Origin of the sequence: Shewanella colwelliana (assembly GCF_001735525.1) — a bacterium.
Taxonomy (GTDB): Bacteria; Pseudomonadota; Gammaproteobacteria; order Enterobacterales; family Shewanellaceae; genus Shewanella; species Shewanella colwelliana.
On the sequence record NZ_MCBT01000033.1, the window covers coordinates 41,868 to 57,433 of the forward strand.

17 protein-coding genes are annotated in these 15,566 nt (G+C 46.5%); 4 read left to right on the top strand and 13 right to left on the bottom strand.

Features of this window, described 5'->3' with window-relative positions; genetic code table 11:
- Nucleotides 1-51: 51 nt before the first annotated feature.
- The gene (locus BEL05_RS10780) at nucleotides 52-1,338 is read right to left on the bottom strand and encodes a DUF4785 domain-containing protein (RefSeq protein WP_069671163.1); all 1,287 of its coding nucleotides are present in this window, start codon (nucleotides 1,336-1,338) and stop codon (nucleotides 52-54) included.
- Between the two features lie 10 nt (nucleotides 1,339-1,348).
- Nucleotides 1,349-2,206: a lipase family protein gene (locus tag BEL05_RS10785; protein ID WP_069671164.1), complete on the bottom strand. Its 858-nt coding sequence runs from the start codon at nucleotides 2,204-2,206 to the stop codon at nucleotides 1,349-1,351.
- Nucleotides 2,207-2,816: 610 nt separating this feature from the next.
- Here BEL05_RS10785 and BEL05_RS10790 point away from each other — a divergent pair.
- Nucleotides 2,817-3,326, top strand: a complete 510-nt coding sequence (locus BEL05_RS10790; protein WP_139151868.1) for an ester cyclase — start codon at nucleotides 2,817-2,819, stop codon at nucleotides 3,324-3,326.
- 86 nt (nucleotides 3,327-3,412) lie between these two features.
- Here BEL05_RS10790 and BEL05_RS10795 read toward each other — a convergent pair whose 3' ends face one another.
- On the bottom strand, nucleotides 3,413-4,315 hold the full coding sequence (locus tag BEL05_RS10795; RefSeq protein WP_028762945.1) for a LysR family transcriptional regulator: 903 nt from the start codon (nucleotides 4,313-4,315) through the stop codon (nucleotides 3,413-3,415).
- A gap of 91 nt (nucleotides 4,316-4,406) precedes the next feature.
- Here BEL05_RS10795 and BEL05_RS21035 point away from each other — a divergent pair, with 91 nt between their 5' ends.
- Nucleotides 4,407-4,550, top strand: a complete 144-nt coding sequence (locus tag BEL05_RS21035; RefSeq protein WP_156029382.1) for a hypothetical protein — start codon at nucleotides 4,407-4,409, stop codon at nucleotides 4,548-4,550.
- 96 nt (nucleotides 4,551-4,646) lie between these two features.
- On the opposite strand, the gene glnG is transcribed toward BEL05_RS21035, so the two are convergent.
- The 4 genes from glnG to BEL05_RS10815 all read right to left on the bottom strand — a co-directional run bounded on the left by glnG (nucleotide 4,647) and on the right by BEL05_RS10815 (nucleotide 8,396).
- Entirely contained in the window at nucleotides 4,647-6,056 is a 1,410-nt protein-coding gene (glnG, locus tag BEL05_RS10800; RefSeq protein WP_028762946.1) for a nitrogen regulation protein NR(I), read from the bottom strand.
- A gap of 41 nt (nucleotides 6,057-6,097) precedes the next feature.
- Nucleotides 6,098-7,153, bottom strand: a complete 1,056-nt coding sequence (gene glnL, locus BEL05_RS10805) for a nitrogen regulation protein NR(II) (RefSeq protein WP_028762947.1) — start codon at nucleotides 7,151-7,153, stop codon at nucleotides 6,098-6,100.
- Nucleotides 7,154-7,283: 130 nt separating this feature from the next.
- A complete protein-coding gene (locus tag BEL05_RS10810; RefSeq protein ID WP_028762948.1) occupies nucleotides 7,284-7,829 on the bottom strand; it encodes a DUF4124 domain-containing protein in 546 nt (181 codons plus the stop codon).
- Nucleotides 7,830-7,931: 102 nt separating this feature from the next.
- Nucleotides 7,932-8,396: an Lrp/AsnC family transcriptional regulator gene (locus BEL05_RS10815; protein WP_028762949.1), complete on the bottom strand. Its 465-nt coding sequence runs from the start codon at nucleotides 8,394-8,396 to the stop codon at nucleotides 7,932-7,934.
- A gap of 167 nt (nucleotides 8,397-8,563) precedes the next feature.
- Here BEL05_RS10815 and BEL05_RS10820 point away from each other — a divergent pair, with 167 nt between their 5' ends.
- Nucleotides 8,564-9,742, top strand: coding sequence for a PrnB family protein (locus BEL05_RS10820; protein WP_069671165.1), 1,179 nt, complete (start codon nucleotides 8,564-8,566; stop codon nucleotides 9,740-9,742).
- 3 nt (nucleotides 9,743-9,745) lie between these two features.
- On the top strand, nucleotides 9,746-10,855 hold the full coding sequence (locus tag BEL05_RS10825) for an aminotransferase class V-fold PLP-dependent enzyme (protein WP_069671166.1): 1,110 nt from the start codon (nucleotides 9,746-9,748) through the stop codon (nucleotides 10,853-10,855).
- A gap of 51 nt (nucleotides 10,856-10,906) precedes the next feature.
- Here the strand turns inward: BEL05_RS10825 and ppnP are convergent, their stop codons facing one another.
- The 6 genes from ppnP to glnA all read right to left on the bottom strand — a co-directional run bounded on the left by ppnP (nucleotide 10,907) and on the right by glnA (nucleotide 15,303).
- The gene (gene ppnP / locus BEL05_RS10830; protein ID WP_069671167.1) at nucleotides 10,907-11,221 is read right to left on the bottom strand and encodes a pyrimidine/purine nucleoside phosphorylase; all 315 of its coding nucleotides are present in this window, start codon (nucleotides 11,219-11,221) and stop codon (nucleotides 10,907-10,909) included.
- A gap of 96 nt (nucleotides 11,222-11,317) precedes the next feature.
- Entirely contained in the window at nucleotides 11,318-12,142 is an 825-nt protein-coding gene (locus tag BEL05_RS10835; RefSeq protein ID WP_069671168.1) for an N-acetyl-ornithine deacetylase, read from the bottom strand.
- A 264-nt stretch (nucleotides 12,143-12,406) separates the two neighbouring features.
- Nucleotides 12,407-12,871 (bottom strand): COG3650 family protein, encoded by a 465-nt coding sequence (locus BEL05_RS10840; protein WP_069671169.1) that lies wholly within the window; start codon nucleotides 12,869-12,871, stop codon nucleotides 12,407-12,409.
- Nucleotides 12,872-12,905: 34 nt separating this feature from the next.
- Nucleotides 12,906-13,223 (bottom strand): helix-turn-helix domain-containing protein, encoded by a 318-nt coding sequence (locus tag BEL05_RS10845; protein ID WP_028762955.1) that lies wholly within the window; start codon nucleotides 13,221-13,223, stop codon nucleotides 12,906-12,908.
- Between the two features lie 15 nt (nucleotides 13,224-13,238).
- Entirely contained in the window at nucleotides 13,239-13,667 is a 429-nt protein-coding gene (locus BEL05_RS10850; protein WP_037428092.1) for a hypothetical protein, read from the bottom strand.
- 226 nt (nucleotides 13,668-13,893) lie between these two features.
- Nucleotides 13,894-15,303: a glutamate--ammonia ligase gene (gene glnA, locus BEL05_RS10855; protein ID WP_028762956.1), complete on the bottom strand. Its 1,410-nt coding sequence runs from the start codon at nucleotides 15,301-15,303 to the stop codon at nucleotides 13,894-13,896.
- Nucleotides 15,304-15,566: the final 263 nt, after the last annotated feature.

Genomic DNA, 15,566 nt, shown 5'->3' on the forward strand with positions numbered 1-15,566 from the left:
GTGCCAATAAGTAAACGCCCTCCAATAATGAGGGCGTTTTACTAATGGGCTTTATAGTTGTGCGGCATGGCTCAAGTAACTCAACCTTGCCATCTGGCCCTGATCTTTTAACTCCAACGCCTGTAAAAAGAAGGGGGCTTTCAGACCTGACGCTATGATAGTGTCACGGTCAAATATTAGACTAACTTGACCATCTCCCTCTAACCACAATGCCGACTGGCTGCGCAGAATATTGCCGACAGCACCGCTCGCGTCGGTACCCACCAATACGGCCGATAGCTCATAGCGTCCAGGATTTGCGATTTGTAGATCCAGCATCGCTTTAACGGGCAACTGCTGTTGCCAATGTATCTGAGCTGACTCACCCCACATCGCCGAAGGTACATACTGTTTGAATGCCGTTTTGACGGTACGGATAACGGGCTTGTTGTCGATACGGGTTTCGATATCTAGCTGTATTTCACTCAGTCCACGATTGCTGCTGGGTAAGGTTAATGCCTCTGGCAATTGCGCTTGCCACTGCTGATCGACATTAACTAAAGTCAGTTGATGATATTGACCATCACTCTGCTTTAATGTCGCTGTTGGCTGCAGCGCGATGTCGCTATTGCTGATGGCTAACGAGAAGTTAAGCGTGGCATTACTGCTCGCCAGCGTTGCGGGGGCGTGCAGTTCAAGCTGGTAAGGGCTTCCCTTTTCTTTGACATTAATTAGGTAGCTATCTTGTGCGGCCAATGGCTGCATGACCTGCAGTTGATATTGTCCTGCGCTGGCTTGCTTTGACAGAGTGAGTGCGCTGGAGTCATCGATAATCCCTGCTGTTGCCATGGCTTGTGGATCGCTTGTTGAGTGGATCATGGAGGCTGATCTATCGATGCCGTTTTTATTGATCTTATACAGGCGTAACTGCTCTGGAGCGATAGCGGGGCTGTGAATGAGTCCGCCTGAACGATTATCACCACGGGGGGCGATGCGAATAACGCTCTCGCTTTGGCTGATCGCAAGCTTAATACCTGCGTTGAGTTGCGCACCGCTCACTGTGCGCCAATATTGATCGCTGTTCTGTTGCTGTGTCAGCGACGGCGCGACCAAGTTAAGTGTGGCGTCGATAGACTGTGAGAAGCCAATAGCATCATGGGATTGGTTAATTGGGGGTAATGCACTTGCTGTTATGTCTGTGACGCTTAAATCATTGCCACTTGGCTGTAACAGTTGCACTGTGGTGATGACACTAGCTTGCTTATCCGTCGTTGCGTTGCTGGCGGTGTCTTCTGATTGGCACGCTGTCAAAAGGCTTGCTATGGCGAACAAACTCGCCAGCTGGATTGATTGTTTCATCAGTTGGCTCCTAAATATGATCGGCGATGATGGTGTCGAGATTGAAGCATGCTCTGCGGCTTTGCTGATGACTCAGAGGTTCTCTGCCTGCAGTGCGTTGTCTATCGGTAAACCACACAGTGCCCGCCGCGCTCTGTGATTGGCATTCAAGAAAGCCATCTGAGCAATCGTCGAGCCAGTTTTGGGTGGTTTCTAGCGCCACTTGATATTGATAGCCAGCGCAATAACTGTCGCTATCCCAAAAGGCTGAATCCACATCAGAGCCGACGATCACTTCAAACGGCTTACCTAATGTTGGGCGGCCTGCAGTACCATTGAGCCAGGTATTGTTGTAATAACTCATCCAACTAACTTGCTGCTGTTTAACGGCATTACTGCCATAACCCAATAACCAGCCTAACGAGGTTTCAAATACATTGCCTTGGTTGACGGCATCGGCCAGCGGTGTGCCGCCGCTTGAGGGAGCGATGGCAATTACACTGGAGATGGCATTGATGATTTTTGGATAACGTCCATCCCAGGTTGGGTTAGATAACACCCAGCGCACCACATTACCACCATTGGAGTGAGTGATAAGGGTTAGGTCGGTGATCGCCTTGTCATCAATAAAACGGGTGAGCTGCTCCGCAAGGCACCCAGCGGCAACATCTTCCCACATGTATTGGTCGAAATTGCAGTTAATGACAACATAGTTGTTGGGAGTCGTCGCACCTTGACGTACTGAATCGACAAAGTCTCTTGTCCAGTAATCTGATAGTGCATCGGTTTGGTTGCCAGTTCCATGGATGAACGCGAGTCCTGAAGCGGCATAAGACAATGGGCTGACAGCAAACAGACCCAGCAGTAGTAGCTTGGTATAGATCTTCATTGGCTTATCTCTATTTATTATTTTAGTTACTAGGGTTAGCAGGTCTAACAGTAGACCTGTTTGCAACCTAACGGCATCAATGCATCGCTTCAAGGCTTATTATCGGTACTTTAGTACATGTTAAAGTGGGCAGGTTAGCTCAGCTGTTTTAAACATATTTAGCAGCAGCGGAAAATATGGTGTTGCAAGGGGTAACAGAGCTAGTAGCTGTTTTAATATAAAGTTAAAAAAATATCGCTTGGCGTATTTTATAGTGGCATATTTTTAAAGTTAATCGTTATTTAGATTAAAACTCTGAATTTTTAGCAATGGCGATGCACTTTTACCTGGTTGGAATTTATGCCTGATCCATATCACTCATTATTTATTGGGGGTAATGAGTTGTCATTCCATCCAATCACCTCTTTCCACTATTCGGTTTTATCTAATAATGAATTCATATTTAGCCCAATTATCAAAATAGATAAGAGTAAATATACTGACCCTAACAAGAGAGTAACTGCGCAGCGTTAAGTGAGGCCATTTGGAATGGCACAACAGAAGCGACATTAAGGGTGCGGTTAAACTGGTTGATGACTTTACTGACGAGAGATGAATAAGGATTAAACAGATGAACAAAATGACGAATTTATTAGGTATGACGGCGCTTTTACTTGCCACTCACATGGTGTCTGCAAATCCGTTAACACCACAAATATTGGTCAGTAACCAGCAATCACCCTTAGCTAAAACGGTCACCGAGGCTGCGATGAGTTACGCGAATTTTTGGAATACCGGTGATGCAAAATTTGCGCGTAAGGCGTTGCTAGAGGACTTTCAGGATATGACTCCACCAGAAGGCCGTGAAGCGGGAATTGCTGGTGTATTAGCGGCATCGAGCCAGTTTCGTCAGGCTGTTCCCAATCTGCATGTAGAGGTAGAGCACCTATTAGTTTCTGATAACTATGCAACCATTCGCTACCGGTTTAAAGGTAACTTCACCGGCAAAATGGGTGAAAAGCAGGGAGCAGGACAGGTTGTAGATTTTCCTGCAGTGGATATTTATGAAGTACATCAAGGCAAGATAACCAAAAATTGGCACTTAGAAGACTATTACACCTTCTTTTCACAGATTCACTAATATGAACTGGCGTCTGTAACCTGTAAGGTCACCGACGCTATAAGGTTCATGCAGTGACCATATTGAAAGGCGATGTGAGCTAGAATCTAAATTGAGCACTGTGGATGAAGGTGGGCTTGCTGGCTAAGACTGAGGAGCGCCTCTGCTGCGGGGGTCAGTGGTAGGTCCTTACGCCAGATTAACGCTAGATCCCAGGTGAGATTGGGCTCCATTGGTATAAATACCAATTTGTTGCTGCTCAGTTTATTGCTGATGGGTTGGGGTAAGATAGCCACGCCCATTTGTGCTTCAACCATGGTCCCTAAGAAGTCCCATTGACCGCTTCTAAAGGCGATATTAAGTTGGACGCCTGCTTTAGCACTTAGGCGGGTAATAAGCTTGGCCAGTGAGAAATCTTCGTTGTAAAGAATAAAAGGATAAGCTTCAAAATCTTGCCAAGTAATCGATGTTTTATTGGCTAATTCATGCCCTTCAGGCACACAGGCAAGCAAGGGATAGCGAGTTAGTGCTTGATTTGCCAATTCGGTATCGTGGGTGGTGGGTAGAGCGGTAAAGGCGATGTCGAGACTGTTACTAAGCAGCGCTTGTTCACAGCCAAACCCCCCATATTCATACATCTGTAGCTCTATACCTTGGTAGCGTTGTCGAAACTCAGTCAGCAAGCCAATGATCAGGCTGCTCATCATAGGGCAAACGCCAAGACGAAGTCGACCAGATTTAAGGCCACTTAAGTTGTTTAAGTCTTCTTGCAATCTATGCCATTGACCCAGTATCTCTCGGGCACTTTTTTCTAGTAAAAGGCCAGCTTGGGTTAGCTCCACTTTTTGATTGTTGCGATGCAGCAGTTGTTGGCCGAGATTCTCTTCAAGTCGCTGGATGATTTTGCTCAATGTGGGTTGAGTGATAAAGCATTTGTCAGCCGCGCGAGTAAAGTTCGCGGTTTCCACTAGGGTCAAAAAGCACTGCAGTGTTTTGATTGGAATGTTCATGCCAAAAAGGAATTTAGGTAATAGTATTTATTCATTTTACTAATAGTCGCCTAAGCATTACTTTGATCCGGTAAGCAAAAAGGGGAACTAAATGAAAGCGAATCAAAATTTGTGGGTAGGCGCTTTGTGGCAAGCGGCGATGCCTGTGCAGCAGACTGAGACTGAAGCTCTGTCCGACGCACTACCTCAATCGGTGATAGTGACTGCCGAAAAGAGTACTAATAACCCAGCGTAAGCTGGGTTATTTTTTGCAAAAAATGGTTTGAGTTGTTTAGCCTATGCCATACCAATCAGTATAAGAAAATGATCTACTCAGCATATTTTTTGGCAACTACTCCATCTCTAACTCTTTAAGCTTGCGAGTTAAGGTATTTCTTCCCCAGCCTAAGCGCTTGGCGGCTTCTTGCTTGTGCCCTTTAGTATGTTTAAGGGCGGTTTTCAACAAAATGCGTTCAAAGGCGGGCTGTACTTCGGTGAGCAGATCGCTATCGCCGCTACTGAGTCGCTGATCTATCCATTGTGTTAAAGCTTCTTGCCAGCTTCCTGCCTCTGCCGCGGCTTGCTGTTGGCCGTTAAGGCTTGGGCTTAACAGTTCGGGTGGTAGATCTTGCGGTAATATCTCCTGCCCTGAAGCCATGACCATTAACCAGCGACAGGTGTTTTCTAACTGGCGCACGTTACCCGGCCACGGAAGGTTAGCTAAGGTTTCTGCAGTGCTTTTAGCCAGTACCTTCGGCTCTACGCTGATCTCTTTGGCCGCTGTGGCTAAAAAGTGGCGCGCCAATTGAGGAATATCTTCACGTCGCTGTGATAGTGGTGGCAGGTGTACTCGAATCACATTGAGGCGATGAAAGAGATCTTCACGAAACTCGCCTTTACTTACTTGAGACTCAAGGTTTTGATGGGTTGCCGCGATAATACGTACATCCACCTGCACTGGTGAGTGACCACCAATACGATAAAATTGACCATCGGCCAATACACGTAGTAAGCGGGTTTGCACATCTAGCGGCATATCGCCAATCTCATCGAGAAACAGGGTGCCACCATCAGCTTGCTCAAAACGCCCTTGACGCACACTGGCTGCGCCGGTGAATGCGCCTTTTTCATGGCCAAAAAGTTCTGATTCAATCAGCTCTTTAGGGATAGCCGCCATGTTGAGGGCAATAAAAGGTTTGTCTTTGCGTGGGCTATGTTTGTGCAGGGCGCCAGCAACGAGTTCTTTACCTGTACCCGATTGACCATTGATCAGCACGCTGATTGATGAGCGAGATAGGCGACCGATAGCACGGAACACCTCCTGCATGGCTGGCGCTTCACCGATGATCTCCGGCGCTTTAATTTCTGGCTCAGTTTTAGCTTTGGGTGACTGCTCTTTGGCGTGGCTAATCGCACGTTCCACTAAACCCACGGCTTCATCAATATCGAACGGTTTAGGTAGGTACTCAAACGCCCCCGCTTGATAAGCACTTACTGCGCTGTCTAAGTCTGAGTGGGCCGTCATGATGATTACTGGAATGTGGGGATAGTGCAGCTGTAAACGATCGAGCAAGGTGAGCCCGTCGGTGCCAGGCATTCTAATGTCGGAGATGATCACTTGCGGCTGGGCAAGCTCGAGTGCCTGCCACAGGGATTCGGCAGCGGCGAAGCTCGCACAGGTTATTTTAGCGCCTTTTAGCGCGCGCTCTACTACCCAGCGTATGGAACTGTCATCGTCGAGAACCCAAACTTTTTCTGTCATACATCTACTCTCTTAAGTTGAATGCTCATGTTGGTGTCCTCTTACAGGCCGTTTAACGGCAGTAAAATTGTGAATTCTGTTTTGCCAGCCACTGAGCTGCAGTCGATACGACCGCCATGGAGTCTGGCAAAGTTGTGCGCGATAGATAATCCGAGCCCAGAGCCTTGCTCACGCCCGGTGACCATAGGGTAAAATAGGGTGTCCATCAGTTCGGGCTTGATCCCGGGGCCGTTGTCGATTATCGATAAGGCCAACACTAGCTTATGCCTCATAGTGCCAATGGTAACTTGGTGCTCGGTACGGGTTTTGATGCGTATTTCACCGCCTTCAGTTCCGGTCTCCAATGCCTGTATCGCGTTTTGCACTATGTTCAACACCGCCTGCTGAAGTTGTTCCTGATCCATTTCGATATCTGGAATCGAGGGATCATAATCTTGGATCAGGTGGATATTACTGGGCAGCGTGACATTCACCAGCTTAAGCACTTTTTGGATCACTTCATGAATATTGTGCAGACTATGCTGGGTTGGCTTTTGTGGCCCTAATAGGCGATCGACTAAGTTACGTAAGCGATCAGCTTGTTCAATTATTAGGTCGGTAAACTCACGTTGCTCAGCATCTTCCAACTCTCTCGCCAGCAGCTGGGCTGCACCTCTGAGCCCCCCCAACGGGTTCTTAATTTCATGGGCGAGGTTACGTACCAAGTATTGCGCCGCTTGTTGCTGCGCATCTAAGGTCAATTGCTGATGGATTCGCCTTTGTTGGTCAACCTGACGTAGCTCTAATAGCCCTTGTGCCGACGTTTCAGCGGTTTCAATGGGAGTTAGGGTGATATCTACCGTATGGTGATGGCCATCTAAGGTAACAATATTGGCGGTATTCACTGTCAGCCCTTGATGCTCTCTAATCGCAATGCTTAACAGCTCTGATTCAACACTGAGAACTTGATAACAGTCGGTCAGTTTATGTTCGGTAAGTCGGTGGCTACCCAAACCGAGTAACTGCTCGGCGGCACTATTGGCATAGCACAGCTTTAGATCACCATTGATGACAATAACGGCGGTCACCAAATGGTTGAGCAAGGGTTCAGTGTTCATCGACGACTCCAATAAAATAGACTGCACCATGATGGTGCACCAATTTGGTGCATGGTGCAAGCTTACTTCATCGAGGTCGAATGGTGATAGTTAGAATGTAACTATTTAAAAAACATAAGTATTAATGTCTTTAATTACCTCGAGGCGTCGGTCTAGGCCTCGCATTTACGGTGGCTCGATGAAGAAATATGGTTCTTGGAGGAGTGGATGCAAGTTGTTTGCCGTTTTGTGCCAGAGCCTTTATTTCGAAGGTGTGCTCGCCTCGGTCGACATTCTCTAGGTTAAAAATTGGTGAGTACTGGGCTGGACCTGTCACTTTGCCATCCATCACTAAAACCAACACGTGACTTTTAGCGAGATCAGGGCTAATGGAGCCAATAATGGTGATATTGCCATTATTGTCACGGATAGTTTCCTCGGCAGAGGGGCTAGTGATCCGCATTTGGTACAGGTCGCCTTGAGGCTCTGTTTCGTTATCTTTGACGCCAGAGTCGATGACAATTGGGGGAGGAAGTTTGATTTGGTTTTCGGTATTACTTTTAAACTCTACTGCTTGAGCGTTCTCAACAGGCGAATCTGAGTAATGTACTTTGCCATCCTTGTCGACCCACTTATAGATCGCACCATGGGCGAGTCCTGCCATGAATAACAGGGCAATGATGAGTAGCGTGCGCATAAGAGATCCTTTGTTATACGGTAGTATCCCTATCAGATTAGCCGTTTTTTAGACAAAAATCATGGTGTAAATGACCAGAGAAGAGACTCTTGTCGGCCCATTTTAATTAATGGGGAGTTGATGACGCGAAAAGGTTTGTTTGAGCACCACGGTTGACTCTATGCTGGCAATACATTTGAGGCTACCCAGTGACTGTTTCACAAAGCGTTCATACTCCAACAGGTTATGGGCGACAATTTTTAATAGATAATCGTGAGCCCCTGTGATCACAGAGCACTCGAGCACGGGGTCGAGTAGTGCCATCTGCTGCTCAAACTGCTCAGCATAGCTGTCGGAGTTCTCGGTTAATCGAACCGAGGCGTAGACCACCACATCCAGTGCCAATGCCTGAGCATCAAGGCGCGCGCTGTAGCCTTGGATATAGCCATCTTGCTCTAATCTTTTGATGCGCCTTAAACACGGCGTGTCGGATAAATTAAGCCGTGTGGCTAGTTCAGCCACAGAAATACGACCCTCTTTTTGCAAAATGATCAGTATCTGTTTGTCCTTGCTGTCTAGAGTTTTCATATTTCGAACGTCTATTTTTGAGAGGATATTGTTATTTATAATCCAATTGTTATTGGAAATCACTAACTTGGTGCGATATTAATATGAACATTGATGATTTGACCTAACGTTATGGTGTTAGGTTATCAGGGCTCCCTCAATAACTAACAACAGCAAAAGGGTACCCTATGAGTGAACATGTTCAAGCGTTCGATCGCTGGATTAGAGAAGAGTTTGTGACACTGAACTCAGCACTAGAAAGACTTTATTTACAACAAAATGATCCAGCGAATGTGAAGGGCGTGGGTGATGAACTCAAATCGACTTTAGCAGAGCAGGGACGGGTGCTGATTAAGGCATTAGTCGAGGAGGGCAATACTGATGAAGGCTTTGACAGTGCCTTCGATCTGCTGGGCAATGTAGGGCTGTATATGGCGGCATGTCGACGCCATGAGATCACAGAACCCAGCCGTGAAACGAGTTCGCCTTTAATCGAGGCATCCGCACTGGCTATGCATATAGGTGCATCGATTGGGGTGACACCGAGGTTTGCGACTGCCCATTTGACGACCCATAACCGAGCGGTTAATGGTGTTTTTAAGCGTTTTACCGATTTGGACGATGAAAAACTGTTTGTTGACTACAACACTAAGGGGATTTTGGCCTATAAACGCGCCGCCGATGCCTTGCTAAAAATCCAGCCTTTGGGGATCTCTCACCCTATCAGCGCCGATCTGTTTACGGCGGCACTTAAGGCGTTGCAAGAGGTGATAGCTTCCAATCAAATACTGTTTGAACGCCTAGATAAAGCGATGTTCTTCAATTGTGTTCGTCCCTATTACAAACCTCATCGTGTTGGACAGCAGGTGTATCGAGGTGCCAACGCGGGTGACTTTGCAGGTATTAATGTGATCGATCTGCAGTTAGGCTTGTGCTTTGCTAATGAGCCCTCCTATTCGCAACTGCTGGTGGATAAGTTTCTCTATATGATGCCTGAAGATCAGCGGATTTTGCGAGATTGCATGCGCCGTAGCAGTATCATGGATGAGTTTCTTGCAGCGCAGGAGCACGCAGAAGAAGAGTGGTATCAGCAGAACTTGTCACTCTTTTTAGCGGTTTGTCAGTGCCACGGTGAAACGGCCATTCAGCACCACAATCAGCTGGTGGAGAAATATATCACTGAGCCTTCCACACGTATGGTGCAGGAACACATGGAGAAGGTGACGGCCAGTGGACCACCATTGGCGGTGTTACTCAGCGCGTTAGAGAAGCTACGTGACCGACGTGCGGCGGCCAAACGTGATGATATTCGTACCCGTTTCGATGATATTGCTGCGTTAACCTTGACCTTAAAGGGAGCCGAGTAACCTATGTTGCAACAAGATTTTGTTTTGCCCCAATCGGTTTATCTACTCAATCATTCAGTTGGGCGCCCGCTGCAAACCACTAAAGCCGCCTTTACTCAGCATTTCCTTAGCCCTTGGCATGATTCGGGGCGCGAACCTTGGGGAGATTGGCTAGGGGTGATAGATCAGTTTACTTCAGGGTTAGCTGCGCTATTTAATAGTCAGTCAACGCAGTTTTGTCCGCAGACAAACCTCTCTAGTGCGTTAACTAAATTGGTGATGTCCGTGCCGCAGTTGCGCCGCGACCATGCCGTCATATTGATGAGTGAAACGGATTTTCCAAGCATGGGCTTTGCCCTTCGCCAAGCGTTACCCCATTGTCAGATACGTTTTATTGGTCAGCATTTAGATATTACAGATGCCAATGTTTGGCGCGAGCACATGAATGATCAATTGGACTTAGTTTTTATTAGCCATGCTTACTCCAATACAGGCCAACAAGCGCCGGTGACAGAAGTCGTCGAGATGGCGCGTCAATTAGGGTGTTTATCTGTCGTTGATGTGGCACAGTCTGCTGGCGTATTGCCCATCGACTTAAGCGTATTACGTCCCGACTTTATGATTGGTTCAAGTGTCAAATGGTTGTGCGGTGGACCGGGCGCGGCGTACCTATGGGTGAATACCGAGGCCTTAGAGCTGTGCGAGCCAATGGATGTGGGTTGGTTTAGCCATGAGAACCCGTTTGAGTTTGATATTCATCACTTTCGCTATCATCCCACGGCACTGAGATTTTGGGGGGGAACTCCCTCCATCGCGCCATTTGCCATAGCTGCCAACAGTATCCATTACTTCGCGCAATTAGGATGTGACAGAGTGCACCAGCACAATCAACACCTTATTGGTATTGTTACCGAGCAAGCGGCATCCGTGTTGGTGTCGCCTAACACGCAAAATAAACGCAGTGGCACCCTGATCTTGCAGTTTCCAGGTCGAGAGGATGAGGTGATGGCGGCCTTAGCACAGGCCAATATTAGCGTTGATGCGCGTAGCCAAGGGATAAGAATATCGCCCCATGTCTATAACACCGAGCGAGATATCGCGCAGCTATTGCAGGTGATCAAGCCTTACTATTAGTGCTTGCAGGGAGGATAAAGCCGCTTGATTAAAGCGGCTTTATCTACCTTGTTAGTCGAGGTACTGGCAGCAGTATTGAGCGATTTCGGTACAGCGAATGCTAAAGCTAACTTGTGCAGACAGCTGGAATTCACTGCCTGCGGCATAATCCACCCATTCAAGGGTTTCTGGCAGTAAAATCGATAGCGTGCCATCAGTGACTTGCATTATTTCACCAACGGCAGTGGAAAATTGGTATTCCCCCGGCAGCACAACGCCCAATGTCTGCTGACTACCATTGGCCAAAGTTATTGTACGGCTAGTGACTTTACCATCGAAATAGATATTGGCCTGCTTGGCGACTGACACCTGTTGAAATTGACTCATGCACTGACTCCAAAAAACGATTTAAATGAATATATACTCGATAATTCGGATTATATATTCTTAATTGTGCTGAGTTATTCATCTTGATGTGCCAGCTTATTGTCTGGCGTTCACCTGGTCGATAAAGGCTTGCATGATGGCACTGTTGGCTAAAATGCGTTGATCTAGGTTTTGCTTCCCTGGTGTTTCACTGCACACGCCGACGCTGGCGCCTAGACGCACTAAAAATGCCTCAAATGAGAGATCGAAATGGTTAAAGATGATGCCATCTCTTACCGGGCAATCATCGATTTCACCATCTTGTGCGATAGGGAAAAACTGTCCTAGTGTGTCACGTAGATGTTTACTAAATGGACCAGGATTTTGATTGGCTTCGAATGAGTAGATATAAGTATCTGTGAGTAACACATCTTCATGGCAGGTTAAGATGCCATCTTTACTGGCCGCTTGTAATAGTTGTGAATGCTCAAGCAATACCTTGCCTTCAGCAGATGTGTCATCATTGCTTTTACCTCGGCCATTATCTAGTACGAAACCTCGGTTAGGGTTTTCTCCTAACTGATTGAATCTATGACCACGTTTAAACCCAGTTGGATTGACCAAGGGTAACAGACTGAGATTAATCTGCTGAAATAACTCTGGCTCTAGTTCATTGAGGAAATGTAGCATCCCCCATGGCCCAGCGGCTTCTTCACCATGAAACCCTGCACTAATGAGTAGTGAAGGCTGTCCCGATTTCTGTGCGGGTGATTGATACAGGTTGAGCGGATAACGGCCAGCATCGCCTAGCTTTCGCTCCAATAAACCGAGTCGAGTCACTTGCTCATTTAAGCGGGCATAAAAGGTGCTGATATCGTTGCTATCACAACTGAAAATATCGCTTTTCCACGTGTAGCTTTGAAAGGGCTCTCGACTCGACATAATTGATTCTAAGTTAAATTAACGGCTTGCTCATGATAGCAGTTTAGGCATAAAGATAAATCATTTTAGGCACTAGTACGGGTTAATTATTGTAGGTTAAACCTGAGAGTCGATTAATGATGTTCAGTGTGCGTGTTGAGATAAAGAAAGGGCTAATTTCTGTTCGCTACCACGTTGCATGTTTAGTCAGATTAAAGTGAGATTGTTCTACTGAGACCATTGCATGCCATTGGTTGCACCATAATGGTGCGAGGTGAGCCGGTGTTAAGTTAAGCTATTGTTATCAGTGGCTTGTATGTTGTGGCAGTTGACGGGAATCTTAGTTTCGACTGTAGTGACTGAATTGATTTCAATAATACCGTCATAGTCTGCGGCGAAACCGTCAATGAAAGCGGGATTGCAGTCGCGGGAGATGGGAGAGATCTCGGCCTCAACATAAATCGGTTGATAGGGCTGTGATCTTTGCTCGCTGAGGGTCAAAGCGAGTTGATTGAGCTGGTCTGTGGTTGGTGTGGCACGTACCCAATATACTTGCTGACTATCACAGAGCTGAAAGGCGGCAACTTCATGCCCCCAAATATAGAGGCCAGCCGTGGTTGTGGCTGGGGCGATTCCAGCTAGCGCCGCCGCATTGGTTAATTCAATATTGTCAGTTTTAGATTGAACACAGCTACAACCAATCAAGATGAGCATTAGACTGCTACCTAAGATCAATCTATTTAATATCATGCACCTATCCCTTTGTTGTTGGCTTGGTTCACACTTAATGTTGGATCGCAAAATACATGATTAGTGCCCCGAGTATTGCACCAATTAGGCCCGCCGCGATAAGTAGTGCAGGCTGATTGTAGATGGAGATTGACCGGAGTTCGTCAGCGTTTGGGTGAGGCACAGATCTCAGTGTTGCTTGATCAACCTCGAGTACCGCGCATAAGCCCAAAAGGGTTTCACTCGATGCACTGCCCTCTTTTTCTACCCGCTGTATAGTGCGAATACTGATGTCACAAGCATCGGCTAAGTGTTGTTGAGTCCAGCCTCTTTGCTGGCGCAGTTGTTTGACACTTTCTGCGTTAATATCCATAGTTTTGCTCTTGTCCTAGCCAAAAAGTTTTGCGGCAATGAGCCCTGCCAGTGCACCTGTGATTATGCCACCGATAAAGAATAAGCCTATCTTCTTCAGAGAGGTCGAAGTGGTATCTTGGGTATAGGCTTTGGTTTCGGTTTCGAGCAGTTGCTCATTTTTATAGAGTGAGCAGACAATCTCACCTTTGAGTATGCTGGTGACATTGAACTCGACTCGATAGTTATCTTGCGCAACGTTAAATTGATGCTGACTGTGACGACGATAATTTCGCAGTGACGAGATTAGTTGATCATTAAGATAGACCGATTCTTTACCTGAATAGCCCGAACCGTGTATCGCAAATTGGCGATTTTCATCACGGAAGTAGAACCAATAGCCATTGGTTAACGTGACTTTGTCTGAGTGTTTATCCATGTGGTGGGGCTGTGCTGCGTTATCCATAATATGCTCCAAATCTTGCCAGTTGTGATTGAGGAGTGCAAGTGAAGCATAGGTAAGGTAAAAAAACGCCGACAGGGTTATGACAGACAGTTATCTGTCATATGACACGAGAGGTGTCACATGGATTTTATCATAATAATAACAAGTAATTAGTTTGGCGATGAGTGTTAAGTCCACCCATAAAAAAACCGCCCGTTAAGGCGGTTTTTTTATGGGTTCTAACGGATTACAAGCTGTAGTAAAGCTCGAATTCAACTGGGTGAGTAGTGCGAGACACTTGCTCTGCTTCAGCTGTTTTCAGCGTGATATAAGAGTTGATGAAATCTTCACTGAATACATCACCTTTAGTTAAGAACTCACGGTCAGCATCTAGACACTCAAGTGCATTCTCAAGTGAAGTAGCAACTTGTGGTATCTCAGCGGCTTCTTCTGCAGGTAGATCGTACAAATCTTTATCCATCGCTTCACCTGGGTGAATCTTGTTTTGGATACCGTCAAGGCCAGCCATAAGTAGCGCTGCAAACGCTAAATATGGGTTAGCGGTTGGATCTGGGAAGCGAGTTTCAATACGACGTGCTTTCGGGCTTGGTACCACTGGGATACGGATAGAAGCACTACGGTTACGTGCAGAGTATGCAAGCATAACTGGTGCTTCAAAATGTGGAACCAAACGCTTGTAAGAGTTAGTGCTTGGGTTAGTGAAAGCATTAAGGGCGCGAGCGTGCTTAATAATACCACCTATGTAGTAAAGTGCTGTTTCACTTAGGCCAGCATACTTGTCACCAGAGAATAGGTTAACACCGTCTTTTGCTAGTGATTGGTGAACGTGCATACCGCTACCGTTGTCACCAACGATTGGCTTAGGCATGAAGGTTGCTGTTTTGCCATATGCATGTGCCATGTTGTGCACGACATACTTCAGGATCTGGATTTCATCAGCCTTTTCAGTAAGTGTGTTGAAACGCGTGGCGATTTCGTTTTGACCCGCAGTCGCCACTTCGTGGTGATGCGCTTCAACAACTTGACCCATCTCTTCTAGTACTAGACACATTGCGCTACGCAAGTCTTGTGAAGAGTCAACGGGTGCAACTGGGAAGTAACCGCCTTTAACGAACGGACGGTGACCAGTGTTACCATCTTCGTAGTGAGTTCCTGAGTTCCAAGCGGCTTCTTTAGCATCTAGCTTAACGAAACAACCTGACATGTCAGTACCAAACTTAACATCGTCAAATAGGAAGAATTCTGGCTCTGGACCAATCAATACGGTATCAGCGATACCCGTTGAGATGAGGTACTCTTCTGCTTTCTTAGCGATAGAGCGTGGGTCACGGTCGTAACCAGTCATAGTGCCTGGTTCAAGAATGTCACAACGAATCAGTGCCGTCGTTTCTTCGGTGAAAGGGTCTAATACAAATGTTGTTGGGTCAGGCATTAATACCATGTCTGACTCGTTAATGCCTTTCCAACCAGCAATTGATGAACCATCGAACATCTTACCGTCTTCAAAGAAATCGGCATCAACCTGGTGAGATGGAATAGAAACGTGCTGCTCTTTACCTTTAGTATCGGTAAAACGCAAATCAACAAACTTAACTTCAAGTTCTTCTAGTTGTTGTAAAACTGATTCAACTGACATTCTAAAGTCTCCGAGTAGGGTAGAGGGGATGCCCTTCTTATAAAATTCAACTTAGCGCTTAACGCGGTTCTGGCTATTGTAAAGCTAGACTCGTGCCAACATTCTAAGTTGTTGATATTTATGGGTTGATTGATAAGTGACAGGACTGCCATCAGCATTTCTGCACCAGAATGGTGCGGTATTTGCTTTATGGTGGTGCAATATCCATATTGGTGCGCACCATGATAAACATGACTATTCATAGCTGACTAAAAAATAATCCT